Below are 24,261 nucleotides of genomic sequence, written 5' to 3'. Positions count from 1 at the left end.
TCTCTTCGCGGAAGGACCATGTCATGTCTACACGCACGGCCGGTACCCGGGAACAGTGGCGGACCGCCTACGAGGAGCTGCGCGCCGAGGAGAAGGAACTGACCCGGCGCAGCGACGAACTCGCCCGCAAGCGACAGCAGCTGCCCTGGGTCCCGGTGACCGAGGAGTACCTGTTCGACACCAACTCCGGCACCAAGACGCTGGCCGAACTGTTCGACGGCCGGTCCCAGCTGATCATCCGGCATTTCATGCACGGGCCGAAGACCCCGGCGGGCTGCCCGGGCTGCACGTTCGAGACCGACAATCTCGTCGGCGCGGTCCCGCATCTGGCCCACCGCGACGTGACGTTCATCCTGGCCTCGCGCTCCCCGCTGCCCGTCCTCAACGACTACAAGCGCCGCTTCGGCTGGGATGTCGAGTGGGTTTCCCTGGGCGACAACGGTTTCAACGACGACTTCTACGAACATATGCGGGTCCCGACACCGCGGCGGCCCGGCAACATGCTCGACGTCATGGAATTGATGGCGCTGAGCTGCTTCGCCCGCGAGGACGGCGTGGTCTACCACACCTACTCCACCTACGATCGCGGCACCGACGCGCTCAACGCCACCTGGCAGTTGCTCGACCGGGCGCCGCGCGGCCGCGGCGACGATTTCGACGACTGGCCCCGCAAGCGCGACGAGTACTGATCCGCCGCCGCGCTCGGCTCAGCCGAGCGCCCGGCCCACCACGTCCTCGGCAGCGGACTGCACCTGCGCGAGATGCTCGGGCCCCTCGAAGGACTCGGCGTAGATCTTGTACTTGTCCTCGGTGCCGGACGGGCGCGCCGCGAACCAGGCGTTCTCCGTGGTCACCTTGACACCGCCGAGCGCCGCGCCGTTGCCCCGGGCGCGGGTCTGGATGCCGGTGATGGGCTCGCCGGCCACCTCGGTGGCGTTGATGTCGTCGGGCGTCAGCGCGGCCAGTCGCGACTTCTGCTGTGCGGTGGCGGTGGCGTCGATGCGGGCGTATGCCGGGCTGCCGTAACGCTTCTCCAGTTCGGCGTAGCGGGCGGACGGGCTCTGCCCCGTCACCGCGGTGATCTCGGCGGCCAGCAGCGCCAGCAGGATGCCGTCCTTGTCGGTGGACCACACCGTGCCGTCCATCCGCAGGAAGGACGCGCCGGCGCTCTCCTCGCCGCCGAAAGCCAAGGAGCCGCTGAACAATCCGGGCACGAACCACTTGAAACCGACGGGCACCTCGTGCACCTGGCGGCCCAGCACGCTCACCACCCGGTCGATCATCGAGGATGTCACCGCCGTCTTGCCGATCTTGGTCAGCGCGTCCCAGCCCATCCGGTTGGCGATCAGGTACTCGATGGCCACCGCGAGGAAATGGTTCGGATTCATCAGGCCCGCATCGGGAGTCACCACGCCGTGCCGGTCGGCGTCGGCGTCGTTGCCGGTGGAGATGTCGTAGTCGTCGCGGATGGCGACGAGCGAGGCCATGGCGTATCGCGAGGAGGGGTCCATGCGGATCTTGCCGTCGCTGTCCAGCGTCATGAAACGCCACGTGGGGTCGACGAACGGGTTGACGACCTCGAGCTCGAGGTCGTAGCGCTGCCCGATCTCCTCCCAGTAGTCGACGCTGGCGCCGCCCATCGGGTCGGCGCCCAGGCGAACACCCGCGCCCCGCACCGCGTCCAGGTTCAGCACGTTGGGCAGGTCGGCGATGTAGTGATCGAGATAGTCGTAACGCTCGACGCTGGTGTCCAGCGCGTGTTGCAGCGTGGTGCGTTTGACGCCCGCGAGGCCGCCGCGCAGCAGTTCGTTGGCGCGCTCGGCGATGGCGTCGGTGGCGACGGTGTCGGCCGGGCCGCCGTGCGGCGGGTTGTATTTGAAGCCGCCGTCGCGCGGCGGATTGTGCGACGGGGTGACGACGATGCCGTCGGCCTGGTGCCGGGTGCCGCCCCGATTGTGCCGCAGCACCGCGTGACTGAGCGCCGGGGTGGGCGTGTAGCGGCCGCGCGCATCGACGATCGCGGTCACCTCGTTGGCGGCCAGCACCTCCAGCGCCGTGCTCCAGGCCGGCTCGGACAGCGCGTGCGTGTCGCGGGCGAGATAGACCGGACCCGTGATGCCGCGGGTGGCGCGATACTCGACGATGGCCTGCGTGATGGCCAGGATGTGGGCCTCGTTGAACGCGCAGTCCAGGCTCGAGCCGCGATGGCCGGAGGTGCCGAACTGCACCAGCTGCGCGGGATCCGACGGGTCGGGAATGCAGCTGTAGTACGCCGTGACGAGATGCGGAAGGTCTTCGAGATCGGAGGCCCGCGCCGGTCGCCCGGCTCGCTCATGGGCCATGCTCGAACCTCCTTTCCGTATCGGTGCTGTCCGGCTGGGGCTGGTCATCACGATCATGGCCGCACCCACTGCTTGCCCAGGAGGAATACCGTAGCGAACGGCACCGACACCGACGGACGGGCCGGACGCCCGGCGCGTTGCGCGCACCGGACCGGACGCGGCGTCATCGGCTCACTCCGTAATCGCACACCTGCCCCGGAGACGGCGCCACGGTCGCGGTGGCGCGCGGAACGGGTTGCCACGCAGCGGCTTCCGTGACGGTGCGCACCACCGGAAGCGTCGGTGCCTCGCTCATCACTGCCCCCAATCGTCGTGCCGTCTCGTCGTTCATCCCGCCTCGCCGGCGCATCCGATTCGAGCAGTTTACGAACCTCGCCGACGTCGGCCGACGAGGGGGGAAACCACCCGGCACAAGAGTTGTCCAGCCTATCGGATCGGCTTGTGGCGGGCAAAGACTCGTGCCGCCGACCAGGCCCGCTGGGGGCGTGCCGACCGGCTCCACCGGCGACTCCGCCCACCCGGGCGCCGGTCCACGAATCCACCTGGCCAACCTCCTGCCCGCGTCCGATACCTGCCGAACCATGCTAACCGCCAGCGACCCCGCAGCGACCGCTACGCGGCGACCCGCCCGGTCACCGGCCGATAATCCGTACCGCCGGGTCGCGTGCGTCGCGGCACGGCGGATGGGCTCCGGCGGCGGGCGGGACGAACTCGTCGTTCGCGCTGCCGCACCGGATGCCCGAGACCTTGTCGGGGCCAGGGATTCCGGCGCGGCGGCTCCGTTGCGGCGCGCCGGTCTGGTGTAATAGCACTACTCAATTCGCTTGCCCAGTATTTGCTCTTGGCCGTCCTGCCGGGAGCGGCGCGCTCCTCGGCGAGTGGGCCGCCCGCAGCCACGACCGGGCGCACTTCCAGCACTGAGATCAGGCTCGTCCGGTCGGCGCGCGTCCCGCCGCTGCCGGTTGTCCGCATCGGAAACAGCAGGGAGCAACGATGGCGATCGCGCGACGGCAAGACCTTCTCAGGCGGAATCGCACGTCAGTCCGCACCCGGCTGGGGGCTGCTTCGCTCGCCCGGTGTGTACCTCGACGAGACCACGGTGAATCTGCCGCACACCGTCCGGGAACCACCGCAGCGGTGCGGCATCGGGTACGCGGCGGGACGCGGCGACGCGATTGTTTCCGTCTCGCAGCCGTTCTCGCGGCGCTGGCGACGGTGGCGGGAACAGCGGGCGCGGGGCCCGCCCCGGCCGCGGTCTATCCGATCGCCGAACCCGACCCCTTCTATTGGGCCCCACCCGACATCGGGTCCTATCAACCCGGTGATGTCGTACGCAGCCGCACCGTGCCCGCGGCCGGATTCCCGGGCGCGACGGCCTGGCAACTGGTCTACCGCTCGACGAATTCCGCGGACGCGCCCATCGCGGCGGTGACGACGCTGCTGGTTCCCGGCAGCGGTGGGGCACGTCCCCTGGTGTCGTATCAGCCGTTCGTGAATTCGCTGGGCCTGCACTGCGCGCCCTCGCACACCCTGTTCGACGGCAGCCTGCGCGAAGCCCCGGCGCTGAACCTGCTCCTGGCGCGCGGCTGGGCCGTGGCGGTACCCGACCATCTCGGTCCGACCAGCGCCTACGGGGCGGCGCGGCTCGGCGGACGGCTGACCCTCGACGGAATCCGCGCGGTGAAACGCTTCGCACCCGCCGGGCAGGCCGACAGCCCCGTCGCACTCGCGGGCTATTCGGGCGGCGGCATGGCGACCGGCTTCGCGGCTGCGCTGGCCCCCGAATACGCACCCGAACTGCCCCTCGTCGGCACGGCCATGGGCGGGGTGCCGGTGAATATCGGCAAGCTCGCCCTCGACGTGGGCGCGGCCCCCAGTCCCATGTTCGGCTTGGGTTTCGCCGCCGCGAATGGACTCGAGCGCGAGTACCCCGACGTGATGTCACTGGACGAGCGAATGACTCCCGCGGGTCGCGACCTGCGCGACCGCATCGCCAACGCGTGCACCGACGAAATCATCGGCGCGGGCGCGAATCGGAGCTTCTCGGACTACTTCACCGGCGGCGTGGACGATGTCAGCGGAGCCCAGATCGGCGTGCTGCACGAGAACAGTCTGGAGACCTTCCCGGGCGTCCCGCGCACCCCGGTGTACCAGTGGCACGGCGGGTCCGATGTCGTGAACCCTTGGCTGGCACGCGATGTGGCGGGCCGCTACTGCGCCGCGGGCACCCCCGTGCGGTTCGACATCATCGCGGGCGCGGACCACACCGCGGCCATCGCCCCCGGCTCCGCCAGCGCCTTCGGTTACCTCGCGGACCGCTTCGCGGGGGTGCCCGCACCGAGCAACTGCTGAGTGGGTGCGTTCGCGCCCGGCCGGCACAACTGTGCCCCAGCCGAAACCGGCTGGGGCACAGTCCTGTTCACCGTATCTCAGTGCACGATCACCGGCTCGCCCTCGGCGGGCGCGGGGACGGTGTTCGGCATGATCACCGCGGCCAGCACCGCGCCGACCAGGAAGATCGCCGTCGCCCACCAGAAGCTGGTGGTGTAGCTCTCGATCATCGACTGCGCGACGTCGAGCGGGTTGCCGCCCTGCCGGGTGGACATGTAGTTCGCCGCGGCCGAGGACGCGATGGTGCTCAACAGCGCGGTGCCGATCGAGCCACCCACCTGCTGGCTGGTGTTGACCATGGCCGACGCGACACCCGCGTCGTCGTGGTGCACGCCCGCGGTCGAACCCTGGAACGCGGTCGACATCGAGCCACCGAGGCCCAGGCCCATCAGGATCAGCGCCGGCAGGATGTGCGTGGCGTAGCCGGTGTCCAGGCCGATCTGCGTCAGCCATCCCATGCCGGCGGCGGCGACCAGGAAGCCGCCCGCCACCGTGACCTTCGGCCCGAGCTTCGGCAGCACGAACGACGGCACGGTCGTGGACGAGGCCACCATGCCCGCCACCATCGGCAGGAACGCCACACCGGTCACGATCGGCGAGTAGCCCAGCGTCAACTGCATGTAGTAGGTCAGGAACAGGAAGATCGCGAACATCCCGATGCCCATGACGAACACCGTCAGGTAGGCACCGCCGCGAGTGCGGTCGAGCACGATGCGCAGCGGCAGCAGTGGGTGCGCGACCCGAGTCTCCAGCCAGGCGAACACGCCCAGCAGCGCGGCGCCGCCGATCAGGAACGCCAGCGTGACACCGTTGGACCAGCCGTGCGACTCGGCGTGCGAGAAGCCGTACACGATGCCGAACAGCGCGACGGTCACCACGGCGGTGCCGGGGATGTCGAGCTTGGGGCGCTCGGTGGTCACATGCTTGGCCAACAGCAGCACCGCGCCGACGAGCGCGATCGCGGCGAAGATCAGGTTCACGTACATCACCCAGCGCCACGACGCCCATTCGGTGAGCGCGCCGCCCAGCAGCAGCCCGAGCGCGCCACCGGTACCGGCGACGGCGCCGAAGATGCCGAAGGCCTTGGCCCGCTCGGCCGGTTGCGTGAAGGTCACCGTCAGTAGCGACAGGGCAGCCGGGGCCAGCAGTGCGCCGAACACGCCCTGGGCCACGCGCGCCGCCACCAGCATCTCGAATCCGGTGGCCGCGCCGCCGACGGCCGAGGCGACCGCGAAGCCGACCAGACCGGTGATGAAGGTGTTGCGCCGCCCGAACAGATCGCTCAGGCGCCCGCCGAGCAGCAGCAGGCTGCCGAAGGCCAGCGCGTATCCGGTGACCACCCACTGGCGATCACCGTTGGAGAAGCCGAGGTCGCGCTGCGCCTCAGGCAGCGCGATATTCACGACGGTCGCGTCGAGCACGACCATCAACTGGGCGACGCCGAGCACGGCGAGCACCCACCAGCGCAGTGCATGCGAGCCGCGGCGGCCCGCATTCGACGACTCGGTCGCCGCATCCTTTTCCAGGTCGATCGCGGTTGTCATGGAGCCCCTTAGTCCGGTGACCGTATGCGGAGGCGGTTCCTCCGCTTGGTATGAAAGCTACCACCATAACGGAGAGAATGCCTCCACTTAATCCCGATGCTTGCTAGCATGACTGTGTGAATCGCACCACCACCATGTCCGCACCTCGGCGTCTGCGCGCCGACGCCGCCCGCAACCAACAGCGGATCGTCGAGGCTGCGCGCAGACTCTTCGCCGAGCGCGGACTGGAGGTCACGCTGGACGATGTCGCCGAGGCGGCGGGTGTGGGCGTGGGCACGGTGTACCGGCGTTTCGCGAACAAGCAGGAACTGATCATCGAGGTCTTCGATCAGACCGTCGCGGCCATGGCCGAGGCCACCGAGCGCGCCAATCGCAACCCGGACCCCTGGGCCGCCGTGGTGGAGTTGTTCGAGTGGGCCTGCGAGCATTTCGCCGGTAACCGCGGCTTCAGCGAGGTCATGCTCGAATTGCCCGATGCGATGGAGCGTTTCGCGTCGGTCCGCGACCGGATCAAGCCGCAGATCGCGCGCCTGGTCGACCGCGCCCACCGGGCGGGCGTGCTGCGTCCGGGCATCGAGGCGCCGGACTTCTTCGCCATCATCAACATGGTCGAGTCGATCGCCGCCTTCTCCAAGCCGGTGAACGATCAGGTCTGGCGGCGCTATCTGGCGATCGCGCTGGACGGGGTGCGCGCCGATTCGGTCCCGCGTCAGCCCCTGCCCGTCCCGCCCCTGCGTGACGACGAGGTGGACGAGGCCAAGGCGCAGACCTTCGCCTGCCGTCGCCGATAAGTCCGAAATCCACCACGGGTAGCGCCCGTCACAGCACATGACCTAAAGTTGGACGCATGACCAACTCTTGGGTGAATTGGGCCGGCGACCAGCAGTGCGCGCCCGCCGCGACAGCGGCGCCCGGCTCCCCCGAGGACGTGGCCGAGCTACTGCGGCGCGCCGAGGCCGCGGGACAGACCGTGCGCGTGGCGGGCGCGGGCCATTCGTTCACCGACGCCGTGCTGACCGACGGCATGCTGCTGAATCTGTCGAAGCTGGACCGGATCCTGCACGTGGATCGCGCCGCCGGGCTGGCCCGGGTGGAGGCCGGGGCCACGCTCAACGCGCTGAGCGCGGCGCTGCATCCACTGGGCCTGGCATTCCCGAACCTGGGCGACATCGACGTGCAGACCATCTCCGGAGCCACCGCGACCGCGACGCACGGCACCGGCGCGACCCTGCAGAACCTTTCCGCCGCACTGCGTTCGGTGGAACTGATGCTGGCCGACGGCAGCCGGGTGGAGCTCGACGAACAGAGCGACCCCGACGGCTGGCGCGCCGCGCGCGTGCACGTCGGCGCCCTCGGCGTGGTCACGGCCGTCACCTTGGAGCTGGTGCCCTCGTTCGTCCTGGAGGGTGTCGAACGCCCGGTGCCGGTGACCGACGTGCTCGCCGATCTCGACGAATATATCGACGGCAACGAGCATTTCGAGTTCTACATGTTCGCGCACAGCCCGCTGGCGATGACCAAGCGCAACAATCGCGTCGAGCTGCCCGAGCAGCCGCGCGGCAGGGCCGTCGACTGGTTCGCCGACATCCTGGTCTCCAACCACACCTTCGACGCGCTGGCCCGGCTGTGCCGCCGTCGGCCGCAACTCATTCCGTGGGTACAGCGCGGCGCCGCCTACGCGGGCAGCTATCGCCGTCAGGTGGATCGGTCCTATCGAGTGTTCGCCTCCCCCAGGCTGATTCGCTTCACCGAGATGGAATACGCGATACCGCGCGAGCATTCGGCACCCGCCATCCGCGAGATCAAGGAGCTGTCCCAGCGATTCGACACCCCGATGCCCATCGAGGTGCGCTGGGTGGCGCCCGACGACGCCTTCCTGTCCCCGGCCGGTGGCCGCGACACCTGCTACATCGCCGTGCACCAGTACCGCGGCATGGCCTACGAGCCGTATTTCCGTGCCTGCGAGGCGGTTTTCGACAAGTACGGCGGGCGGCCGCACTGGGGTAAGCGGCACTTCCAGACGGCTCGAACGCTGCGGCCGCGCTATCCGGAGTGGGACCGATTCCAGGAGGTCCGCCGCCGGTTCGATCCGAAGGGCCGCTTCACCAACGCCTACGTCGAGCGAGTGCTCGGCCCCGTCGACTGAGCCCGCGCGAACCGCAATTCCATTGCGACCGAGACCGTTTCGACCTCGAGCGCCTGGCACAGGCGCGGCACGGCATGGTCGAGGATGTGGGCGCGCAGCGCACCGATATCGGTGTCGGGTTCGGCGGTCACCACCAGGTACAGCTCCGGGGCGCGGGCGGGCCCGGACACCCAGGCCGCGGCGGAGCGCACTCCGTCGTAGCCTTCCAGGTCGATCGCCACGGGCCGGGCGACGGTCGTGGCGGCCAGTGCGGTCCGGTCGCCGGATTCCGGAGGACGGGCCCGCCAGCGCACGGGTTGCGGCATCCGCGTCACCTGCGCGGTGGCCCAGCGCAGGCAGGCCAGCCCCAGCACGCCCGCCACCGCGACGACGACCCACAGCAGCCAGGTCGGCAGCCGGGTCCGGTCCGCGAGCACCGGCGAGCCCGCGTCCACCCAGCTCAGTCGCCCGTAGTGGGCCGCCAGCGCCAAGGCGCCGACCGCCGTGACCAGCAATCCGGTCACCCCGAGCACCGTGCGATTCACCACCGCGGGCGGTCGGCGACGGATGCTCTCACCACGCGCCACCGCCCGGCGGGATTCGCTGCCTTCGACGCGCCGACCGCGGTCGGTGAGCGCACCGGCGGTCACCGCATGCTCCCGGTGTGGCGCAGACGCAACGAGATACGCGGCGACGACCGCGGCCCGATCCGGTCGATCCGCTCGCCGACCGCCGCGCGGACGGCTTCCGCGAGGTCGGCGGGGTGCGCCCGGGGCGTGCGGACCACTACCCGAACCGTCTTGCGCCGCAGGGTGACTCGCGCGGAATGCACGCCCTCGACCGACTGTGCCGCCGCGCGCAACGCGGTGCGCAGGCCGCGCCGGGTCACTCCCGCCGCGATGCCGTCATCGGCGGTGAGCGGCAACACCACCGGACGCCCCGGCAGCACCGCCAAGCCCAGCAGCACGATACCCCCCAGCACCGCCGCGGCCCCGAAACCGGCCACCCACCCGTCGGTCCAGACCGTCTCGCGCAGCCGGTGCTCGATACCCGCCCATACGGCGAAATCCCCTGCGCCGGTGAGCCGTTGGACCAGTGACAACACCACGATCACGCATACGGCCAGCAGTGCGAGCGCCAGCACCGCGGCCGGCACGGCGCGACACGGCCGCCGCCTCACCGCATCCGCCCCGGCAGGTCCGCCACATCGATGTCCAGCCGCCGCACCGGCACACCGGTGCGCTCCCGCATGCGGCGCAGCACGTGCGCGCGGCAGACGGTGGCGACCTGCCAGATCGGCATCGGATAATGGATCGGCAATCGCAACGACAGCACCGCCGCGCCGCGGGAGAGCCTGGCCTGCGCCTGCACGTCGCGCGCGACGCCGGTGATCTCGCGGGCCGCGTCGATCACCACCCGCCGCAGGGCCGCGGCGTCGATCTCCGCGGCCGGCACGGGCGGCGCCGTGGCGGGCTCGATCGCGGTCACCGTGCTCGTCATGCTTCCTCCCGTTTCGGTGTGGTCAGCTCGATTTCCCCGGTGATAGCGAAACCCTAACCGCAAGTCCGGACGGAAGCCGGAATACGCGCCGGGCCGCCATTGACATCGCCCCCGACCAGTGGGCACGATGGTGAGCGCAATTGTTGTCCAGATGATTGCTGAGCTGAATGGGTTGTCGCGGCACACCCGCCGGAAGCGGGGCCGGGCAACGCTGTACGGCACGACGGACGAGCATTCTCGTCCATTCTCATAGTTCGGACGTGAGACCTACCGACAACGGAGGTTCGGATGTCTGATCGCTCCACCGGCCGAAAACCCGGCCAGGTTGCCAACAAGGGCAAGAAGTCCATGAAGGATCGCTCCCAGCGCGACGCGGAGCGCATGCCCGACGACATGCGGCGCGACGCGGACCGGATGGGTTCGGGCATGAAGCGCGAGGGCGACCGCATGAATTCCGCGGCGCGACGCGACGCCCGCGTCGAACGGGACGACATGCAGGACGCGGCCCGCAGGACGAAGGAGAGGCTGGGCAAGTAGGGTCCGGTGACATCGGCTCGCGACGGTTTCGTCGCGAGCCGATCCGGTTTATCGGGCGCGCGCGAGCCGCCCCCGGTCCGCCAGCCGCAATTCCAGTGTTACCGGGACGAATTCAACCTCGAGCGCCTCGCGCAGCCGGGCCACGGCATGACCGAGAATGTGTTTGCGCAGCGCCGCCAGGTCGGTGTCCGGTTCGGCGGTCACCACCAGATGCAGCTCCGGCGCGTCGGCCGGCCCGGACAGCCGCGCGGCGGCCGAGCGGACCTGCGGATAGGACTCGACATCGGTGACCACCGGCGCGGCCGCGACGCCGGAATCGAGCACCGTGGTACCCGCGTCCCGAGTGGCCCCGATCCGCCACAGCGTGCGTCGCGGCAGCCGGGTGGCCTGCGCGGCCAGCCAGCGCAGCGCGGCCAGGCCGATCAGCACCGCACCCACCGCGACCAGGATCAGCACCCAGCGCGGCGGCGCCGCGGTACCGGGCACCAGGGTGGCGTCCGGGTCCGCCCAGCTCAGGTGGCCGAGCCAGGCCACGATGGCGTAGGCGCCCGCGGCGACCAGGACCAGGCCGATCAGTGCCAGCAGCGACCGGTTCAGCCGGGCAGGGCGATTGACCGTACTCATCAGGCTTCTCCTGTCCGTACCGTGCGCACCCGGGTGCGCACCGTGTGCGGCGTGCGCGGACCCACCAGGGCGAGGCGTTCGTCGATCGCCGCGCGCACCGCGGAACCGACCTCGGATTCGGGCCGACGGGTGCGCGCCTTCACACGTATCTTCTTGCCGCCCAGGCGAACCCGCGACGATTCCAGACCATCGACCGACTCGGTCGCGTCCCGGACGGCGGCCCGCAGACTGCGCCGGGTGATACCGGCGTCCACGCCCTGCTCCGATTCCAGCGGCAGCACGACCGGCCGCCCCGGCCACAGCGCCACCGCGAGCAGCGACAACCCCAGCACCACGACGGCGATACCGACACCGAGCACCCAGGCGCTGCCCCACGTGGTGTCGTGCAGACGCGTCGCTACACTGTCGTAGGAGACGAGTTCCTTTGCGCCGCTGAGCTTCTGGATCACCGACACGGTGACCAGCACGCACACCGCGATCAGCGCCAGCGCTACCACGACGGCCGGGATCACCCGGCGTGGCCGGCGCCTCATCGGACCCGCCCCGGTTCGGCGTCGGTCGGCAGCGCCGTCACGTCGATGTCGACCCGCGGCACCGCCAGCCCGGACAGCTCGCGGGTGCGCTCGATCAGGTGGGCCCGGCAGGCGTCGGTGATCCGCGCGACGGGCAGCGGATAGCGGATCGGCAGCCGCACGTGCAGGACCGTCGCGTCCCCGACGACGCGGGCGGTCACCTGCACGTCCGACTCCACCCCGGCCACCTCGCGGGCGGCGCGGGCCGCGATCCGCCGCACCGCTCGCTCACTCACCACGGTGACGCCGCGCGTTTCCCGCTCGCGCGGCGGCGCGCCGGGTGCTGCCGCGGTGGCGGCTGTCATCGGCGGCTCCGATCCTGTGCGGACCGCACCAGCCCGGCCAGATCGACGTCACCGTCGAGCCAGCGCCCGATCAGCAGGCCCAGCCCGCCGAACACCAGCACGACGAAGAAGGCGCCGAAACCACCGAAGGCCGCGGCGAATCCGAGAGCCAGGCCGCAGATCAGGCAGATCGTCGTGGCGCTCATATCACTGCACCCGATCCCGGCTCTGCGCCTGCTGCTGGTCGGCGTCGTCGTCGCCCTCGATGTAGACGTCGTTGACGTTGAGGTTGACCTCGACCACCTCGAGGCCGGTCATCTGCTCGATGGCCGTGATGACATTGCGCCGCACCACTCGCGCCAATTCGGCGATGGCGACCCCGTATTCGACGACCAGATCCAGATCGACGGCGGCCTGGCGCTCGCCGACCTCGACCGAAACACCCTGTCCCACACTGGCGGACGCACCCGGGATGCGATCGCGCAGCGCGCCGAACGCCCGGGCCGCACCGCCGCCCAGTTCGTGCACGCCACGCACCTCCCGCGCCGCCAGACCCGCGATCTTCTGCACGACGGTGTCGGCGATGGTGGTGGTGCCCTGGTCGGTGACCAGCGCGTCCGGGCGGCCGCCGGCGTTGCGGTCGGCCTTGGCGGGCGCATTGACGTTGTCGGACTTGGCGTTTGCGGCGTTCCCGCCCGACTTCTCGGTTGCCGTGCTCGTCATGATTCCTCCGATTCCCTTGCGTTACAGCGGATAACGACCTTTCATCGGTAAGACACGAGGCCGGGCGGTTCGTCACGGCCGGTGCGTGTGAGCTAGGTAACCACGATGTCACCGACCGCCTCCGCGGCCAGGTCCGCGACTACCACCCGCAGCCTCGCCCGCGCCCACTCGGTCTGCTCCAGCAGCGGCCGGACCGCGGCGGTGACCTTGTCGACCAGCGGCGGCAGCGGCAGCGCGGTGGCCACCACGCGGACCTCGACCACCGCCGCGCCGAGATCGACCGCGTAGCGGTTGCCGGCGAGCGGGAGCCAGGTCGCGTTCTGCGGCACCGGGGGTGTCGCCGGTCGAAGTCCGTCCACCGTTTCGATCGCGCCGACGATGTCATCGATCAGCTCTCCCTCCGCTGTCACGAGCGCCCCGGTTCGATGTCGAGCACGCAGACCGTGACCTCGTCCACGGCAACCCCGGTCTGCTCGGTCACCACGCGGGCGATCTCGCGCTGCACCGTCCGGGCGACCTCGCCGACGTGGCCGCCGGCCGCGATCGTCAGATCCACGTGGATCTTCAGCCACTCGCCCGCGCGCCGGATCCGCACGCCGCCCGAGGGCGCCGATTCCTGCCTGGTCAGCAATTGCAGGCCCGAGCGGGCCAGCTGCCCGACCAGGCCGAGCACGCCGGGTTCCAGCCGCAGCACACCGGGCACGGTGGCCGCGGCGCGGGCGGCGACGCCGGCGATCACCGCGTCGGCGACGACCGTTTCGGTGGCCGTGGTACTCACCGGTCCTCCTCGTAGATGTCGACGACCGAAACGTCGAGGCGTTGCAGTATCAGGCCGATGCGCGCCGAGGCCGCGGCCCGCACCCGCTCCCGCACCTGCGGGACGACCTCGCCGAGGCTGCGTCCGTCGGCACGCACCGAGATGGTCATCTCCACCTCCACGACGGTGGCTCCGTCGGATCCCGGGCCGGCCGAGCGCACGTGGCAGCCGCGGGCCCGCACACCGTCCACGGTGTCGGCCGCGTAGCGCAGCACGACCGCCACGGCCTGCTCGCTGACCTCGATCGCCCCGGGATGCGGGGTGGGCAGATCCACGGTCCGCCCGCGTCGCACCTCGGTGCGCACCGCGGACATGATGCGGCCGAACAGGTCCGGGGGTGGCGGGTCCGGTTCCTCGACCAGTTCGCGGGTCGCGCCGCGGAGCATGAGCAGGCTCTCGCGGGCGGCGGCACAGTGCGGGCAGGTCTGTTCGTGCTCGTCGGCGCGTCCGGCGTCGACCGCGTCCAGCCGCTCCCACACCTGTTCCAGGCCGCGCCCGCAGGGGAGCAGGTAGTCGCTGTCGGTGGTCTGGCCTACCGCCATGGCTTCATCACCTCCGCCAATTGTGCTCGGGCCCGGGCTATCCGGCCGCGGACCGCGGTGCCGTTGGTGCCGACGATCTCGGCGATCTCGTCGTAGGAGCGGCCGTGTACCTCGCGCAGCAGCCAGCAGGCCCGCTGCTCGGGCGTGAGCCGCTGCAGTGCCGCGGTGAGGGCGGCGAGCTGGCTGTTCACCTGCGCCGCGTGCTCCGGGCGGGTGTCGGTGCGGGGCGAGGCCGTGGTGTCCGGGTCGATGTCGGCGGAGGGCTGCCGGGATCTGATCACGTTCAGGCAGCGGTTGGTGGTCATCCGGTACAGCCAGCCCGCGAACGCCGATTCGTCATGGAGCTGGCCGAGCCTGCGCCATGCGTGGAGGAACACCTCCTGGGTGACGTCCTCGGCCTCGCCGCGGTCGGCCAGCATCTTCGCGGCGAGCCGGAACATGGGCCCCTGGTAGCGCAGCACCAGTTGCTCGTAGGCCCGGACATCGCCGTCGCGCGCCCGGCCCGCGAGGGTCGCGTCGTCCAGCGCCGCCTCGGGTGCGGTAGCCGTCGTGCTCACACAACACCTCCTCCGCTGCTCCCTCGGTCGACACGCGTCGGCGGGAATCGTCACGAGGAATTATTCGTGATGGTTGTCTCACAGGTTGCCAAGTGAGGAATACCGCTTCCGCACGGTCTTGAACATGTGCGCCGATCGGCGCCGCATCGATTCGACACACGGAGGTTTCGGAATGTCCGCCAACGACAAGTTCGCCCACACCGTCGACGACCTGAGCGGCACGGCGAAGCAGGTCACCGGTGATGACCAGCGGCGCGACGAGGGAAGGACCGATCAGGCCGAGGCCGGGGTGAAGCAGGCCGCCGACGATGTGAAAGCCGCCCTCGGCGAGGTCGTGGACAAGCTGCGCGACCGGTTCGGTAAGTAGGAAGTTGAGTTCGCCCGCAGTTCGCCGAACTGCGGTCTATTCGTTCACCAACCGGAGGCCGGGCGCGTGCGCGCGGCGGCGGTCGACCAGCCAGACCTGGATGGTCTGGTCCGCGGCGGGGTTGAGAGTCTCGATCTCGACCTCGATCTCGCCACGCTGGGGATGTTCGAGATGCACAGTGCCGGTGCGGAATTCACCCACCAGGTGCTCGCGCCAGCGGCAGGCGAACTCCGGGTGGCGCTGGAGTTCGGTGATCAGCGCGTCCAGTCCCGGTTCGTCGGGCCAGATCGAGCGCGCCGCCCGCAACGCCGAGATCATCATGTCGGCGGCCACCGGCCAGTCGCGCCAGCGCGGGGTCGCGTCCGGATGGGCGAAGACGTATCGCGCGAGATTGGCGTCGATCCCCTCGTCGTAGACACCGAGCGGCTCCGCGAAATCGCGCCAGGCCGCGTTGGCGGCGAGGATGTTCTGCCACCGCCCGAGCACCACGGCCGGAGTCGGGTGCAGCGCGTCGAGGACAGCCTGCAGCGTCTCGGAGACCTCGTTCTCCGCGCGGCCGGGTGACGGGCAGCCGCCCGCCGCGTGTTCCAGGCCGAGTGCGAGCTTGCCGAAATGATGGCGTTCGACCTCGTTGAGCTGCAACGCCTCGGACAGCGCGCCGAGCACCGCCATGGAGGGATTGGTATCCCGGCCCTGTTCGAGGCGAGCCAGGTAGTCGACACTCACCCCGGCCAGCGCGGCGACCTCCTCGCGGCGCAGTCCCGGTGTGCGGCGGCGGCGCCCCGCGGGCAGGCCGACGTCCTCCGGCTGCAACCGCGCGCGCCGAGCGATGAGAAATTCGCCGAATTCCGACTGTGCCACGCCACCATCCTGTCCGATCCGGGCCGCGTTATCCGCGCCCTGGCAGTACCAGGATAGCGGCGGCGTGGACAAACGGACCGCGGTCCGGAAATGATGGTGGACATGACGACTTCTACGAACACCACCCTGAAGGCCGGCTCCTGGGAGCTGGACGCCGCTCACTCTTCGGTCAACTTCACCGTCCGTCACCTGGGCATCTCCAAGGTGCGCGGCCGCTTCAACTCCTTCGAGACCGGATTCGTCGTCGACGAGGCGGGCACGGCCGCCATCGAGGCCACCGTGTACCTCGACTCGTTCGACACCGGCAACGCCCAGCGCGACGAGCACGTCCGCAGCGCCGACCTGCTCGACGTCGAGAAGCGGCCGACCCTGCACTTCAAGGTCGTCGAGCCGGTGCGGGTGGCCGAGGACTTCGAGGTCACCGGCGAGGTGACGCTCGGCGGCGTGACCAAGCCCATCGCCCTCGAGGTCGAGTGGGGCGGCGTGCAGGAGGCGCCCGACAACAAGCGCCGCGCCGGATTCGCCGCGACCGGCACCTTCAAGCGCAGTGAGTTCGACGTCGCCACCGCGGTACCGACGGCTATGCTCAGCGACAAGATCGCCATCGAGCTGGACATCCAGCTCATCGAGCCGCAGGACTAGTCCGGTCCGTTCCGCGAAGGGAGTCCGATGAGCACTGCCGACGATTGGAACAGCAACATCATCGCCGAATTCCGCGCCAACGAGGGCCGGGTGGGCGGCCAGTTCGAGGGCGCCCCGATGCTGCTGCTGCACCACCGCGGCCGCAAGTCCGGGCGCGAACTGGTCAGCCCGATGATGTACCTGGCCGACGAGCGGGACCCCGACCTCATCTACGTCTTCGCCTCCAAGGCGGGCGCTCCCACGAACCCGGACTGGTACTACAACCTGACCACGGCCGGCACGGCAACCGTGGAACGCGGCACGGAACGGTACGGCGTCACCGTCCACGAAATCACCGGTCCCGACCGCGACCGCATCTACGCCGAACAAGCCCGCCGCTACCCCGGCTTCGCCGCCTACGCCGAAAAGACCGCAGGCATCCGCACCATCCCGGTCCTGGCCCTACGCCGCACCTGACCGAAACAACCCCGCCCAACGCCGCGGCAACACGACACCTGCGGTAACGCGACGGGGATGTGGCGGTATCGCAGTGTGGCAGTGTGGCAGTGTGGCTATGGCGGGGCGGGCGCGACGCCTGTGGCGGCTCGACATCCCTGGCCCGTGCTCCCCGGAGCGCGGGCCACGGTCGTATGGGGGCGCGGGGGCAGCCCCTCAAGGGAGCAGACCCGCCCGGCGGGCGCGGACCACGGCTTCGTGGCGGGTGTGGGCGCCCAGTTTGATCATGGCGCTGCGCAGGTAGCTCTTGACCGTTTCCGGGCGGAGCGAAAGGCGTTGGGCGACTTCGGCATTGCTGCAGCCGAGTGCGATATGGGTGAGTACGTCCAGCTCGCGGGGCGCCAATGCCGGTACGTCGTCGGATATTTCGGTGCCGGACACGAGCCGGGCCAGCCGCTCGGACAGGTCACGTAATCGGGTGCGGGCGGTGGGGTCGGTGACGGTCTGCGCGATGCCGCGCACCTCGGCATGGATGTCACGGAGCTGTTCGGCGACAACGGCATCCGTCGTCGGAGCGATCGCCGCCTCGCGCAATCGCAGCCGCCGGTCCACCTCGTCGCGAATCGCCAGCTCCACGGCCAGCCGCCGCCCGGCCTGCACCGCCAGGTCGGCCGCGCGACCACCGATGGGCCCGGCATCGCGGCTGGCGATGTACAGCACGGCCCGCGACTGCCCGCCGACCACGACCGGCACCCCGACCACGGCCCGCAACCCCTCGGTCAGGACCGGGGCGTCGTAGTGGTGGGTGATGGTGGAGGCGATGCGGTAGTCCGCGACGGAGGTGGGCCGCTTGCTGGACACCGCCGCGCCCCCGACCCCCGACGACGGCGACACCGCCAGCCCGCGCATGGCGGCGGTGCGGGTGCCGAAGAACTCCGAGAGAATCAGCGTCTCCCCGTGCACCTGGCCGCCGAACACCACCGGCATCCGCGAGTCGGCCGCCACCCGGCGCAGTTCGGCACGCAGCGCGTCGGCATCACGGGGACGCAGCAGTTCCATCTCGGTACCCCTTTCCGGGGGTAGTGGGCGGGGGAATGTGACCTGGATCCTAATTCGCGTGAGTTCGACGACGGGCCGGATCCAGCGGGCCAGTTATACGCATGGAGCATGGGATGTGCCGCTATTGGGCGACACGATCGGAGCCAACCTCGATCGCACCGTCGCCGCCCACGGCGATCGGCTCGCGCTCGTCGACCGGGCGCCGGGCGTGCGGTGGACCTATCGGGAGTTCGCCGCGGAAGTGGACGCGGTCGCCCTCGGCCTGCTCACGACCGGTATCGGCAAGGGCGATCGCGTCGGCATCTGGGCGCCGAACCGCGCCGAGTGGACGCTGGTGCAGTACGCGACCGCGCGAATCGGCGCGATCCTGGTGAACATCAACCCCGCCTACCGCGCGCACGAACTGCGCTACGTGCTGCGGCAGGCGGGTGTCCGGCTGCTCGTCGCGGCCCGGGAGTTCAAGAACTCGGCCTACGCCGCAATGATCGACGAGGTCCGCCCCGACTGCCCCGACCTGCACCATGTCGTGCTCCTGGACGGCCCCGACTGGCTCGCGCTGCTGGACAGCGGCCGGGCGGGCGATCCGGCCGAACTGGCGGCGGCACAGTCCGCGCTCTCCCCCGACGACCCGATCAATATCCAATACACCTCCGGCACCACCGGTTTCCCCAAGGGCGCTACCCTCTCGCACCACAACATCCTCAACAACGGGTACTTCGTCGGCGAGCTGTGCGGCTACACCGAGGCCGACCGGATCTGCCTGCCGGTCCCGTTCTACCACTGCTTCGGCATGGTGATGGGCAATCTCGCCGCCACCAGCCACGGCGCGGCGATGGTGATCCCGGCCCCGGCGTTCGACCCGCGCGCGACCTTGGAAACCGTTGCGGCCGAGGGCTGTACGTCGCTGTACGGGGTGCCGACGATGTTCATCGCCGAACTCGCCGAGCCCGATTTCGCCGCCTACGACCTCTCCACGCTGCGCACCGGGATCATGGCCGGATCGCCGTGCCCTGTCGAGGTGATGAAGCAGGTGATCGAGCGGATGGGGATGAGCGAGGTCAGCATCTGCTACGGCATGACCGAAACATCCCCCGTCTCGACCCAGACCCGCCGCGACGACACCCTCACCCAGCGCACCGCGACCGTCGGCCGGGTGGGCCCGCACCTGGAGATCAAGATCATCGATCCCGCGACCGGCCTCACCGTGCCGCGCGGCGAGCCGGGCGAGCTGTGCACGCGCGGCTACTCGGTGATGCTCGGGTACTGGGACGAGCCCGAGAAGACCGCCGCCGCCATCGATTCCGGCCGCTGGATGCACACCGGCGACCTGGCCACCATGGACGACGACGGCTATGTCGCGATCACCGGCCGCAGCAAGGACATGGTCATCCGCGGCGGGGAGAACATCTACCCCCGCGAGATCGAGGAGTTCCTCTACACCCACCCCGACATCCTCGACGCCCAGGTGGTCGGCGTGCCCGACCCGAAATTCGGCGAGGAACTCGTAGCCTGGATCCGGTTGCGCGCGGGCGCACCGGCCCTGGACGCCGCGGCCCTGCGCGAATTCTGTTCCGGGCAGCTCGCGCATTTCAAGATCCCCCGCTACGTACACCTCGTCGAGGAGTTCCCGATGACGGTGACCGGCAAGATCCGCAAGGTCGAGATGCGCGAGATCTCCGCGCGGCTGTTCGGCCCCGACCGGACGGATATCGACAGAACAGGAGAATCGGCATGACCACGAACACCGAGTTGTACCGCGCGGCCCGCGACCGCCTGCTGGGCACCGCGGCCGACTACGACTCGGCCCGCAAGCTGTTCGAATGGCCCTTGCTGACAGGCAGATTCAACTGGGCCACGGACTGGTTCGACGTGATCGCCCGCGGCAACGATCGCACCGCGCTGTGGATCGTCGAGGAGGACGGGCGCGAACAGCGGGTGAGTTTCGACGCGATGGCCCGCCGCTCCGACCAGGTCGCGACCTGGCTCGCCGACATCGGTGTGCGCCAGGGCGATCGGGTGATCGTGATGCTGGGCAACCAGGTCGAGCTGTGGGAGGCCATGCTGGCGACCACCAAGCTGGGCGCGGTCGTCATGCCGACCACCGCGGCGCTGGGCCCGGCCGATCTGAGCGACCGGATCAGCAGGGGCGCAGTACGTTTCGTGATCGCCAATACCGCCGACACCGCGAAGTTCGAGCAGGTGGACGGCGAGTACACCGGCATCGTCGTCGGTGCGCCCGCGCCCGGCTGGCACAGTTACGCCGACGCCGCCGACGTGCGTCCGGCGGGTCCGTTCGAGGCGGTCACCGACGTCACCGACGAACTGCTGGTGTACTTCACCTCGGGCACCACCAGCAAGCCGAAGATGGTGCGGCACAGCCAGATCAGCTATCCGGTCGGCCATTTGAGCACCATGTACTGGATCGGGGTGCGCCCCGGCGACGTGCACCTGGCGATCAGCGCGCCCGGCTGGGCCAAACACGCGTGGAGTTGTTTCTTCGCGCCGTGGATCGCCGAGGCCACCATCTTCGTCTACAACTACGGCCGTTTCGACGCCGCCGCGCTGCTCGCACAGCTGAACCGGGCCGAGGTGAACACCTTCTGCGCGCCACCGACGGTGTGGCGCATGCTGATCCAGGCCGATCTCGGCGAGCGGCCCGCGGGCCTGCGCGGGGTCCTCGGCGCCGGGGAACCGCTGAATCCCGACGTGATCGCGCAGGTCGAGAAGGCGTGGGGGCTCACCGTCCGCGACGGTTTCGGCCAGACCGAGACCACCCTGCAGGTCGGCAACACTCCAGGCCAGCCCGTCAAACCCGGCTCGATGGGACGGCCCGCTCCCGGCGTCCCGGTGGTACTAATCGATCCGGTCTCCGGCGCCGTCGCAGACGAGGGCGAGATCTGCCTGGATCTGGCCGCGCAGCCGGTGAATCTGATGACCGGCTATCTGGACGACCCGCAACGCAACGCGGCCGCCATGGCGGGCGGCTACTACCACACCGGCGATGTCGCCACCCGCGACGACGACGGCTACATCACCTACATCGGGCGCACCGACGACGTGTTCAAATCCTCCGACTACAAGGTGTCGCCGTTCGAACTGGAGAGTGTGCTCATCGAGCATCCGGCGGTCGTGGAGGCCGCGGTGGTGCCGCAGCCGGACGACACCCGGCTGGCCGTTCCGAAGGCGTACGTGGCGCTTGCGGCCGGATGGGAACCCGACGCCGACACCGCCCAGGCCATCCTCGCCTACGCCCGCGACCAGCTGGCCCCGTATCTGCGGGTGCGCCGCGTGGAGTTCGCCGAGTTGCCCAAGACCATCTCCGGCAAGATCCGCCGAGTCGAACTGCGCCGGCGCGAAGAGGCGGCGCACGCCGCGGGCACGCCGATCGATACCGAGTACCGCTACGAGGATCTGCTGCCGCCGGCATCCGCGTAACGCCCGCGTGTTGCACCGGATTCGCTCGTCGACCGGCCGACGTTCCGGCCGCGGGTACGCCGGTGCACCGCAACTCGCCGGACGGAACAGCATCGATTGCGTCACGGCCGACGGAAATTGGCGCGTTTGCCCGGGTGTGGCGTGTTCGGTGCTGGTCATACCAAGGGGATGGCGCAAAACTGGCACCGTGCCCGCCGCGTGGCACCGGCGGTCCCACGTGGTGTCGGTTCGGTGCACGCCGCGGTGATCTCACCGCGGCAGCAACACGATCCGTGATCGACCGTACGTACACCTACGACCGATTGGAGAACACCGTGTCGAATACCCTCGAGACCGCGACGGAATACGTGATCGCGGAGTTGGAAGCGAAGGGCACGGCAACGCGTGACGACTTCGACGTCCAGGCCATCGTCACCGCCTCGCACGCGATCGCCGAGAGCTGGGACCTGCGGTCGCTGGACCGCAGTACGTTCTGGAACATCGCCGCCAGCAACCTGCGGGTCTAGCCGGGTCTAGAACCGACGGTCGAAGTCGTCGAAGTGGCCCGAGCGCGCGACCATCGACCACCGGCGCGCCGCCCGGCGCATCGAGGCCGCATCGGCGTAACCGAGTAGCTCCGCCTGCCGTTCCCGGCTCACCGGGCCCGCCGCGGCGGCCCGGGCCAGCCGGGCCCGGTCCAATTCCAGTCGCCAGGTCGTCCCCGCCTCGGCCAGGCGGCGTTGCAGCGTGCGCGGGCTGGTCGCCATGTGGCGCGCGACCCAGTCCAGGGATACCTCGCCCTCCTCGAACGCCCGGGCCAGCACCGCGGCGACCCGCTCGGGCCAGGCCGTCTCCAGCGGCGGGGGCGGGGGCAGCGCGGCGGCCAGCGGTTCCAGCACCTCCGCCAGCACGGGATCGGCCGTGGTGAGGGGCAATTCCATATCGGTCGCCCGGAATGTCAGGGCGTCCACCGGGCCGCCGAATTCGACAGCGGCCGTGCCGAATACCTCGATGAAGGGCCGCACGTCACGCGGGGCGTCCTGCCGCAGCGTGACCCGGATCGGATGCAACGGCGCCTCGACGACCTGCCGGGCCCGGGTCAACACGGCGACCAGCCCCCACAGCTGGGTGTGGTCGCGGCCGCGGCCCTCGCCCTCGATCATGTCCACGTACAGGCTGGTCTCGTCGTCGTTCTCGGCGATCAGGTCGAAGCGGTGGTTGGTGGTGACGGCCGTGACGTATGGCCCGCAGGTGGCCAGGCCGGCGCCGAGGGTGGGCGAGCTGGAGAACAGATAGTCGTACAGCCGCAGGGCCGGCAGCCGGTATCTGCTCGCGACGCGCAGGGCCACTGTCGGGTCGTCCAGCGCGCGCTCGCCCACCTCCCATAATCGGGAGAAGGTGTCGCTGGGTACCTGTACGCCCGACCCGGTCAGCGTCCACTCCGGGACGCCGCATTCGCGCAGCATCCGATCGCGGTCCGCTCCGGCCGCGGTGAGCTGCGACAGCACGAAGCGATGCAGCAATGTCTGATCCGTCCCCAACGCCCCTCCTGCCCGGTGGCTCCACAAGCACGTTCTTATACACAAACGCTATATCGCACAGGTCGTTTCGCTGCGGGAAATCCAACCATATGTGGTCGTAGCCACTGTCCGATTCGTTCAAGACCGCACCGCCCCGGACGCTCTACCGTGCGGATATGACTGTTCGACTGAATGTGATCGGCGTGATCGTGTCCGACCTGGCGGCCTCACTCGCCTTCTACCGTCGCCTCGGCCTGGAATTCGGCGAGGACTTCGGTGGCCACATCGAGGCGACGCTGCCGGGCGGATTCCGGCTGACGCTGGACACCGACGAGAACGTCCGCTCGTTCGCCCCGAACGCCGTGGCGGAGCTGCGGGGCGAGGCCGGGCGGCTCGGCCTGGCGTTCGAATGCGATTTGCCGAGTGCGGTGGACGCGCTCTACGCGGAACTGACCGACGCGGGATACCACGGCGAGCTGAAGCCGTTCGACGCCTTCTGGGGCCAGCGCTACGCCACCGTGCACGACCCGGACGGCAACAGCGTCGACCTCTACGCGCCGCTGTCCTGACCGGCGCGAGAAACCAACTGCCCCAGCGGTTTTCCGGCCAACTCCCGGACCTCGCGCGCCAGGTGCGCCTGATCGGCGTACCCGGCGCGGAAAGCCGTCTCCGCGAAGGGAACTCCCGCGCGGGCCAGCCGCAGCGCGCGTTGCAGGCGCAGCACTCGCGCGAGCATCTTGGGCCCGTAACCGAACGCCGACAGCGACATTCGATGCAATCGGCGCGCGCCGAGGCCGAGCTCGTCTGCCGTCGCCGCGACCGTGGACCCGGCCGCCAGCCGTCGCACGATATGCGCGAGGACCGGGTCGGCCGCGTCGACGGCGGTGACCCGGTGGCGGGCCAGGTGCTCGAGTCCCGTCAGTGGATCGGGCGCGGCGGCCATCAGCGCGGTCAGCGCGCGTACCTCGGCGGCAGGCCACAGCTCGGTCAAAGGGACCCGGCTGTCGACGAGTTCGTGGGCGGGCACGCCGAGCAGTGCGGGTGCCGTGCCGGGAAAGAATCTGATGCCGGCGATTCTCGCGCCGAACGCGGCCGCCGGGACGTAACCGCGGGTGTCCGGTCCGGCGACGACCAGCCGCTCTCCCGTCCACAGCACGTCCATGCAACCGTCGGGCAGCACCGGCGCCTCCTCGGCGGGCCCCATGGTCCGCGACCACACCACCGCGCCGCCGACGGCGGTCGACGGGCGCTCGCGATAGGTCGGCGGCGGACGGGTCTGCACTCGCCCGAGACTAGCGCGCCACGCCGACACGAACGCCGGTACCGCGGGCGTCCGGCCGTAACCTGAGACGCGGCCACCGCTCCACCCTGCCCGTTCCGCAGTTGAAGGAGACGCCCGTGGATC

The 24,261-nt window shown here is 70.1% G+C and carries 30 protein-coding genes; 12 read left to right on the top strand and 18 right to left on the bottom strand.

All coding sequences use genetic code 11. The features are described 5' to 3' along the window. Nucleotides 1-23 precede the first annotated feature (23 nt). Nucleotides 24-689 (top strand): DUF899 domain-containing protein, encoded by a 666-nt coding sequence (locus tag NWFMUON74_RS08020; RefSeq protein WP_187687313.1) that lies wholly within the window; start codon nt 24-26, stop codon nt 687-689. An 18-nt stretch (nt 690-707) separates the two neighbouring features. On the opposite strand, the gene pgm is transcribed toward NWFMUON74_RS08020, so the two are convergent. Beyond that, entirely contained in the window at nt 708-2,342 is a 1,635-nt protein-coding gene (gene pgm / locus NWFMUON74_RS08015) for a phosphoglucomutase (alpha-D-glucose-1,6-bisphosphate-dependent) (RefSeq protein WP_187687312.1), read from the bottom strand. Nucleotides 2,343-3,557: 1,215 nt separating this feature from the next. On the opposite strand from pgm, the gene NWFMUON74_RS08010 reads away from it, so the two are divergent. Beyond that, nucleotides 3,558-4,694, top strand: coding sequence for a lipase family protein (locus NWFMUON74_RS08010; protein WP_232110910.1), 1,137 nt, complete (start codon nt 3,558-3,560; stop codon nt 4,692-4,694). Nucleotides 4,695-4,771: 77 nt separating this feature from the next. On the opposite strand, the gene NWFMUON74_RS08005 is transcribed toward NWFMUON74_RS08010, so the two are convergent. After that, a complete protein-coding gene (locus NWFMUON74_RS08005) occupies nt 4,772-6,277 on the bottom strand; it encodes an MFS transporter (protein WP_187687310.1) in 1,506 nt (501 codons plus the stop codon). Nucleotides 6,278-6,393: 116 nt separating this feature from the next. Between NWFMUON74_RS08005 and NWFMUON74_RS08000 the strand changes: the two genes are divergently transcribed. Both NWFMUON74_RS08000 and NWFMUON74_RS07995 read left to right on the top strand, forming a co-directional pair. Then, on the top strand, nt 6,394-7,068 hold the full coding sequence (locus NWFMUON74_RS08000) for a TetR/AcrR family transcriptional regulator (protein ID WP_232110909.1): 675 nt from the start codon (nt 6,394-6,396) through the stop codon (nt 7,066-7,068). Nucleotides 7,069-7,124: 56 nt separating this feature from the next. After that, a complete protein-coding gene (locus NWFMUON74_RS07995) occupies nt 7,125-8,423 on the top strand; it encodes a D-arabinono-1,4-lactone oxidase (RefSeq protein ID WP_187687309.1) in 1,299 nt (432 codons plus the stop codon). Here the strand turns inward: NWFMUON74_RS07995 and NWFMUON74_RS07990 are convergent. The 3 genes from NWFMUON74_RS07990 to NWFMUON74_RS07980 are packed head-to-tail and all read right to left on the bottom strand — an operon-like array spanning nt 8,390 to nt 9,902. Beyond that, nucleotides 8,390-9,052 carry an alkaline shock response membrane anchor protein AmaP gene (locus NWFMUON74_RS07990; RefSeq protein ID WP_232110908.1) on the bottom strand — a complete coding sequence of 221 codons (663 nt, stop codon included), beginning with the start codon at nt 9,050-9,052 and terminating at the stop codon, nt 8,390-8,392. The genes NWFMUON74_RS07995 and NWFMUON74_RS07990 overlap by 34 nt on opposite strands. Continuing rightward, nucleotides 9,049-9,558, bottom strand: a complete 510-nt coding sequence (locus NWFMUON74_RS07985) for a DUF6286 domain-containing protein (RefSeq protein ID WP_187687308.1) — start codon at nt 9,556-9,558, stop codon at nt 9,049-9,051. Before NWFMUON74_RS07985 ends, NWFMUON74_RS07990 begins: the two co-directional genes overlap by 4 nt. 20 nt (nt 9,559-9,578) lie before the next feature. Continuing rightward, a complete protein-coding gene (locus NWFMUON74_RS07980; RefSeq protein WP_187687307.1) occupies nt 9,579-9,902 on the bottom strand; it encodes an Asp23/Gls24 family envelope stress response protein in 324 nt (107 codons plus the stop codon). A gap of 288 nt (nt 9,903-10,190) precedes the next feature. On the opposite strand from NWFMUON74_RS07980, the gene NWFMUON74_RS07975 reads away from it, so the two are divergent. Next, the gene (locus NWFMUON74_RS07975) at nt 10,191-10,439 is read left to right on the top strand and encodes a hypothetical protein (protein WP_187687306.1); all 249 of its coding nucleotides are present in this window, start codon (nt 10,191-10,193) and stop codon (nt 10,437-10,439) included. Nucleotides 10,440-10,487: 48 nt separating this feature from the next. On the opposite strand, the gene NWFMUON74_RS07970 is transcribed toward NWFMUON74_RS07975, so the two are convergent. The 9 genes from NWFMUON74_RS07970 to NWFMUON74_RS07930 form a co-directional block, all read right to left on the bottom strand. After that, a complete protein-coding gene (locus NWFMUON74_RS07970) occupies nt 10,488-11,063 on the bottom strand; it encodes an Asp23/Gls24 family envelope stress response protein (protein ID WP_187687305.1) in 576 nt (191 codons plus the stop codon). Continuing rightward, the gene (locus NWFMUON74_RS07965; protein ID WP_232110907.1) at nt 11,063-11,596 is read right to left on the bottom strand and encodes a DUF6286 domain-containing protein; all 534 of its coding nucleotides are present in this window, start codon (nt 11,594-11,596) and stop codon (nt 11,063-11,065) included. Before NWFMUON74_RS07965 ends, NWFMUON74_RS07970 begins: the two co-directional genes overlap by 1 nt. After that, nucleotides 11,593-11,940, bottom strand: coding sequence for an Asp23/Gls24 family envelope stress response protein (locus NWFMUON74_RS07960; RefSeq protein WP_187687304.1), 348 nt, complete (start codon nt 11,938-11,940; stop codon nt 11,593-11,595). Before NWFMUON74_RS07960 ends, NWFMUON74_RS07965 begins: the two co-directional genes overlap by 4 nt. After that, nucleotides 11,937-12,125 carry a hypothetical protein gene (locus NWFMUON74_RS07955; RefSeq protein WP_187687303.1) on the bottom strand — a complete coding sequence of 63 codons (189 nt, stop codon included), beginning with the start codon at nt 12,123-12,125 and terminating at the stop codon, nt 11,937-11,939. Before NWFMUON74_RS07955 ends, NWFMUON74_RS07960 begins: the two co-directional genes overlap by 4 nt. Nucleotide 12,126: 1 nt before the next feature. Next, nucleotides 12,127-12,642, bottom strand: coding sequence for an Asp23/Gls24 family envelope stress response protein (locus NWFMUON74_RS07950; RefSeq protein WP_187687302.1), 516 nt, complete (start codon nt 12,640-12,642; stop codon nt 12,127-12,129). A gap of 92 nt (nt 12,643-12,734) precedes the next feature. Beyond that, a complete protein-coding gene (locus NWFMUON74_RS07945; protein ID WP_187687301.1) occupies nt 12,735-13,052 on the bottom strand; it encodes a hypothetical protein in 318 nt (105 codons plus the stop codon). Beyond that, a complete protein-coding gene (locus NWFMUON74_RS07940; RefSeq protein ID WP_187687300.1) occupies nt 13,049-13,420 on the bottom strand; it encodes an Asp23/Gls24 family envelope stress response protein in 372 nt (123 codons plus the stop codon). The genes NWFMUON74_RS07945 and NWFMUON74_RS07940 overlap by 4 nt, the downstream gene beginning before the upstream one ends. Then, the gene (locus tag NWFMUON74_RS07935; RefSeq protein WP_187687299.1) at nt 13,417-14,001 is read right to left on the bottom strand and encodes an Asp23/Gls24 family envelope stress response protein; all 585 of its coding nucleotides are present in this window, start codon (nt 13,999-14,001) and stop codon (nt 13,417-13,419) included. Before NWFMUON74_RS07935 ends, NWFMUON74_RS07940 begins: the two co-directional genes overlap by 4 nt. Further along, nucleotides 13,992-14,558, bottom strand: a complete 567-nt coding sequence (locus NWFMUON74_RS07930) for an RNA polymerase sigma factor (RefSeq protein ID WP_187687298.1) — start codon at nt 14,556-14,558, stop codon at nt 13,992-13,994. Before NWFMUON74_RS07930 ends, NWFMUON74_RS07935 begins: the two co-directional genes overlap by 10 nt. Before the next feature lie 172 nt (nt 14,559-14,730). On the opposite strand from NWFMUON74_RS07930, the gene NWFMUON74_RS07925 reads away from it, so the two are divergent. After that, nucleotides 14,731-14,925, top strand: coding sequence for a CsbD family protein (locus NWFMUON74_RS07925; protein ID WP_187687297.1), 195 nt, complete (start codon nt 14,731-14,733; stop codon nt 14,923-14,925). A gap of 36 nt (nt 14,926-14,961) precedes the next feature. Here NWFMUON74_RS07925 and NWFMUON74_RS07920 read toward each other — a convergent pair whose 3' ends face one another. Further along, the gene (locus tag NWFMUON74_RS07920) at nt 14,962-15,786 is read right to left on the bottom strand and encodes a helix-turn-helix domain-containing protein (protein WP_187687296.1); all 825 of its coding nucleotides are present in this window, start codon (nt 15,784-15,786) and stop codon (nt 14,962-14,964) included. 102 nt (nt 15,787-15,888) lie between these two features. On the opposite strand from NWFMUON74_RS07920, the gene NWFMUON74_RS07915 reads away from it, so the two are divergent. Then, the gene (locus NWFMUON74_RS07915; protein ID WP_187687295.1) at nt 15,889-16,428 is read left to right on the top strand and encodes a YceI family protein; all 540 of its coding nucleotides are present in this window, start codon (nt 15,889-15,891) and stop codon (nt 16,426-16,428) included. Nucleotides 16,429-16,455: 27 nt separating this feature from the next. Continuing rightward, nucleotides 16,456-16,884: a nitroreductase/quinone reductase family protein gene (locus tag NWFMUON74_RS07910; RefSeq protein WP_187687294.1), complete on the top strand. Its 429-nt coding sequence runs from the start codon at nt 16,456-16,458 to the stop codon at nt 16,882-16,884. Nucleotides 16,885-17,079: 195 nt separating this feature from the next. Here the strand turns inward: NWFMUON74_RS07910 and NWFMUON74_RS07905 are convergent, their stop codons facing one another. Beyond that, nucleotides 17,080-17,922: a helix-turn-helix transcriptional regulator gene (locus NWFMUON74_RS07905; RefSeq protein WP_187687293.1), complete on the bottom strand. Its 843-nt coding sequence runs from the start codon at nt 17,920-17,922 to the stop codon at nt 17,080-17,082. 58 nt (nt 17,923-17,980) lie between these two features. Here NWFMUON74_RS07905 and NWFMUON74_RS07900 point away from each other — a divergent pair, with 58 nt between their 5' ends. From NWFMUON74_RS07900 to NWFMUON74_RS07890, 3 genes are all read left to right on the top strand, one after another. Beyond that, nucleotides 17,981-19,657, top strand: a complete 1,677-nt coding sequence (locus tag NWFMUON74_RS07900) for an AMP-binding protein (RefSeq protein WP_269475325.1) — start codon at nt 17,981-17,983, stop codon at nt 19,655-19,657. Continuing rightward, nucleotides 19,654-21,357: an AMP-binding protein gene (locus tag NWFMUON74_RS07895; protein ID WP_187687292.1), complete on the top strand. Its 1,704-nt coding sequence runs from the start codon at nt 19,654-19,656 to the stop codon at nt 21,355-21,357. Before NWFMUON74_RS07900 ends, NWFMUON74_RS07895 begins: the two co-directional genes overlap by 4 nt. 272 nt (nt 21,358-21,629) lie before the next feature. After that, a complete protein-coding gene (locus NWFMUON74_RS07890; RefSeq protein WP_232110906.1) occupies nt 21,630-21,863 on the top strand; it encodes a hypothetical protein in 234 nt (77 codons plus the stop codon). A 6-nt stretch (nt 21,864-21,869) separates the two neighbouring features. Here the strand turns inward: NWFMUON74_RS07890 and NWFMUON74_RS07885 are convergent, their stop codons facing one another. Continuing rightward, complete coding sequence (locus tag NWFMUON74_RS07885; protein WP_187687291.1) at nt 21,870-22,877, bottom strand: AraC family transcriptional regulator; 1,008 nt, start codon at nt 22,875-22,877, stop codon at nt 21,870-21,872. A 155-nt stretch (nt 22,878-23,032) separates the two neighbouring features. On the opposite strand from NWFMUON74_RS07885, the gene NWFMUON74_RS07880 reads away from it, so the two are divergent. Further along, nucleotides 23,033-23,425 (top strand): VOC family protein, encoded by a 393-nt coding sequence (locus NWFMUON74_RS07880; RefSeq protein WP_187687290.1) that lies wholly within the window; start codon nt 23,033-23,035, stop codon nt 23,423-23,425. Here the strand turns inward: NWFMUON74_RS07880 and NWFMUON74_RS07875 are convergent. Beyond that, nucleotides 23,407-24,138, bottom strand: a complete 732-nt coding sequence (locus NWFMUON74_RS07875) for a helix-turn-helix domain-containing protein (RefSeq protein ID WP_232110905.1) — start codon at nt 24,136-24,138, stop codon at nt 23,407-23,409. The two genes, NWFMUON74_RS07880 and NWFMUON74_RS07875, sit on opposite strands and share 19 nt — an antisense overlap. Nucleotides 24,139-24,261: the final 123 nt, after the last annotated feature.

This window comes from Nocardia wallacei (assembly GCF_014466955.1).
In the GTDB taxonomy this organism is placed as follows: domain Bacteria; phylum Actinomycetota; class Actinomycetes; order Mycobacteriales; family Mycobacteriaceae; genus Nocardia; species Nocardia wallacei.
Note: the sequence above shows the minus strand (reverse complement) of the source record. Positions and strands in the feature narration are given on the sequence as shown.

What these genes read in the sequence shown, in the direction of transcription:
- NWFMUON74_RS07925 (WP_187687297.1), top strand. Translation starts at nt 14,731, where the DNA reads ATGTCCGCCAACGACAAGTTCGCCCACACCGTCGACGACCTGAGCGGC.
- NWFMUON74_RS07975 (WP_187687306.1), top strand. Translation starts at nt 10,191, where the DNA reads ATGTCTGATCGCTCCACCGGCCGAAAACCCGGCCAGGTTGCCAACAAG.
- NWFMUON74_RS07995 (WP_187687309.1), top strand. Translation starts at nt 7,125, where the DNA reads ATGACCAACTCTTGGGTGAATTGGGCCGGCGACCAGCAGTGCGCGCCC.
- NWFMUON74_RS07970 (WP_187687305.1), bottom strand. Translation starts at nt 11,063, where the DNA reads ATGAGTACGGTCAATCGCCCTGCCCGGCTGAACCGGTCGCTGCTGGCA.
- NWFMUON74_RS07910 (WP_187687294.1), top strand. Translation starts at nt 16,456, where the DNA reads ATGAGCACTGCCGACGATTGGAACAGCAACATCATCGCCGAATTCCGC.
- pgm (WP_187687312.1), bottom strand. Translation starts at nt 2,342, where the DNA reads ATGGCCCATGAGCGAGCCGGGCGACCGGCGCGGGCCTCCGATCTCGAA.
- NWFMUON74_RS07965 (WP_232110907.1), bottom strand. Translation starts at nt 11,596, where the DNA reads ATGAGGCGCCGGCCACGCCGGGTGATCCCGGCCGTCGTGGTAGCGCTG.
- NWFMUON74_RS07905 (WP_187687293.1), bottom strand. Translation starts at nt 17,922, where the DNA reads ATGGAACTGCTGCGTCCCCGTGATGCCGACGCGCTGCGTGCCGAACTG.
- NWFMUON74_RS07935 (WP_187687299.1), bottom strand. Translation starts at nt 14,001, where the DNA reads ATGGCGGTAGGCCAGACCACCGACAGCGACTACCTGCTCCCCTGCGGG.
- NWFMUON74_RS07895 (WP_187687292.1), top strand. Translation starts at nt 19,654, where the DNA reads ATGACCACGAACACCGAGTTGTACCGCGCGGCCCGCGACCGCCTGCTG.
- NWFMUON74_RS07950 (WP_187687302.1), bottom strand. Translation starts at nt 12,642, where the DNA reads ATGACGAGCACGGCAACCGAGAAGTCGGGCGGGAACGCCGCAAACGCC.
- NWFMUON74_RS07880 (WP_187687290.1), top strand. Translation starts at nt 23,033, where the DNA reads ATGACTGTTCGACTGAATGTGATCGGCGTGATCGTGTCCGACCTGGCG.
- NWFMUON74_RS07915 (WP_187687295.1), top strand. Translation starts at nt 15,889, where the DNA reads ATGACGACTTCTACGAACACCACCCTGAAGGCCGGCTCCTGGGAGCTG.
- NWFMUON74_RS08005 (WP_187687310.1), bottom strand. Translation starts at nt 6,277, where the DNA reads ATGACAACCGCGATCGACCTGGAAAAGGATGCGGCGACCGAGTCGTCG.
- NWFMUON74_RS07960 (WP_187687304.1), bottom strand. Translation starts at nt 11,940, where the DNA reads ATGACAGCCGCCACCGCGGCAGCACCCGGCGCGCCGCCGCGCGAGCGG.
- NWFMUON74_RS07955 (WP_187687303.1), bottom strand. Translation starts at nt 12,125, where the DNA reads ATGAGCGCCACGACGATCTGCCTGATCTGCGGCCTGGCTCTCGGATTC.
- NWFMUON74_RS08020 (WP_187687313.1), top strand. Translation starts at nt 24, where the DNA reads ATGTCTACACGCACGGCCGGTACCCGGGAACAGTGGCGGACCGCCTAC.
- NWFMUON74_RS07980 (WP_187687307.1), bottom strand. Translation starts at nt 9,902, where the DNA reads ATGACGAGCACGGTGACCGCGATCGAGCCCGCCACGGCGCCGCCCGTG.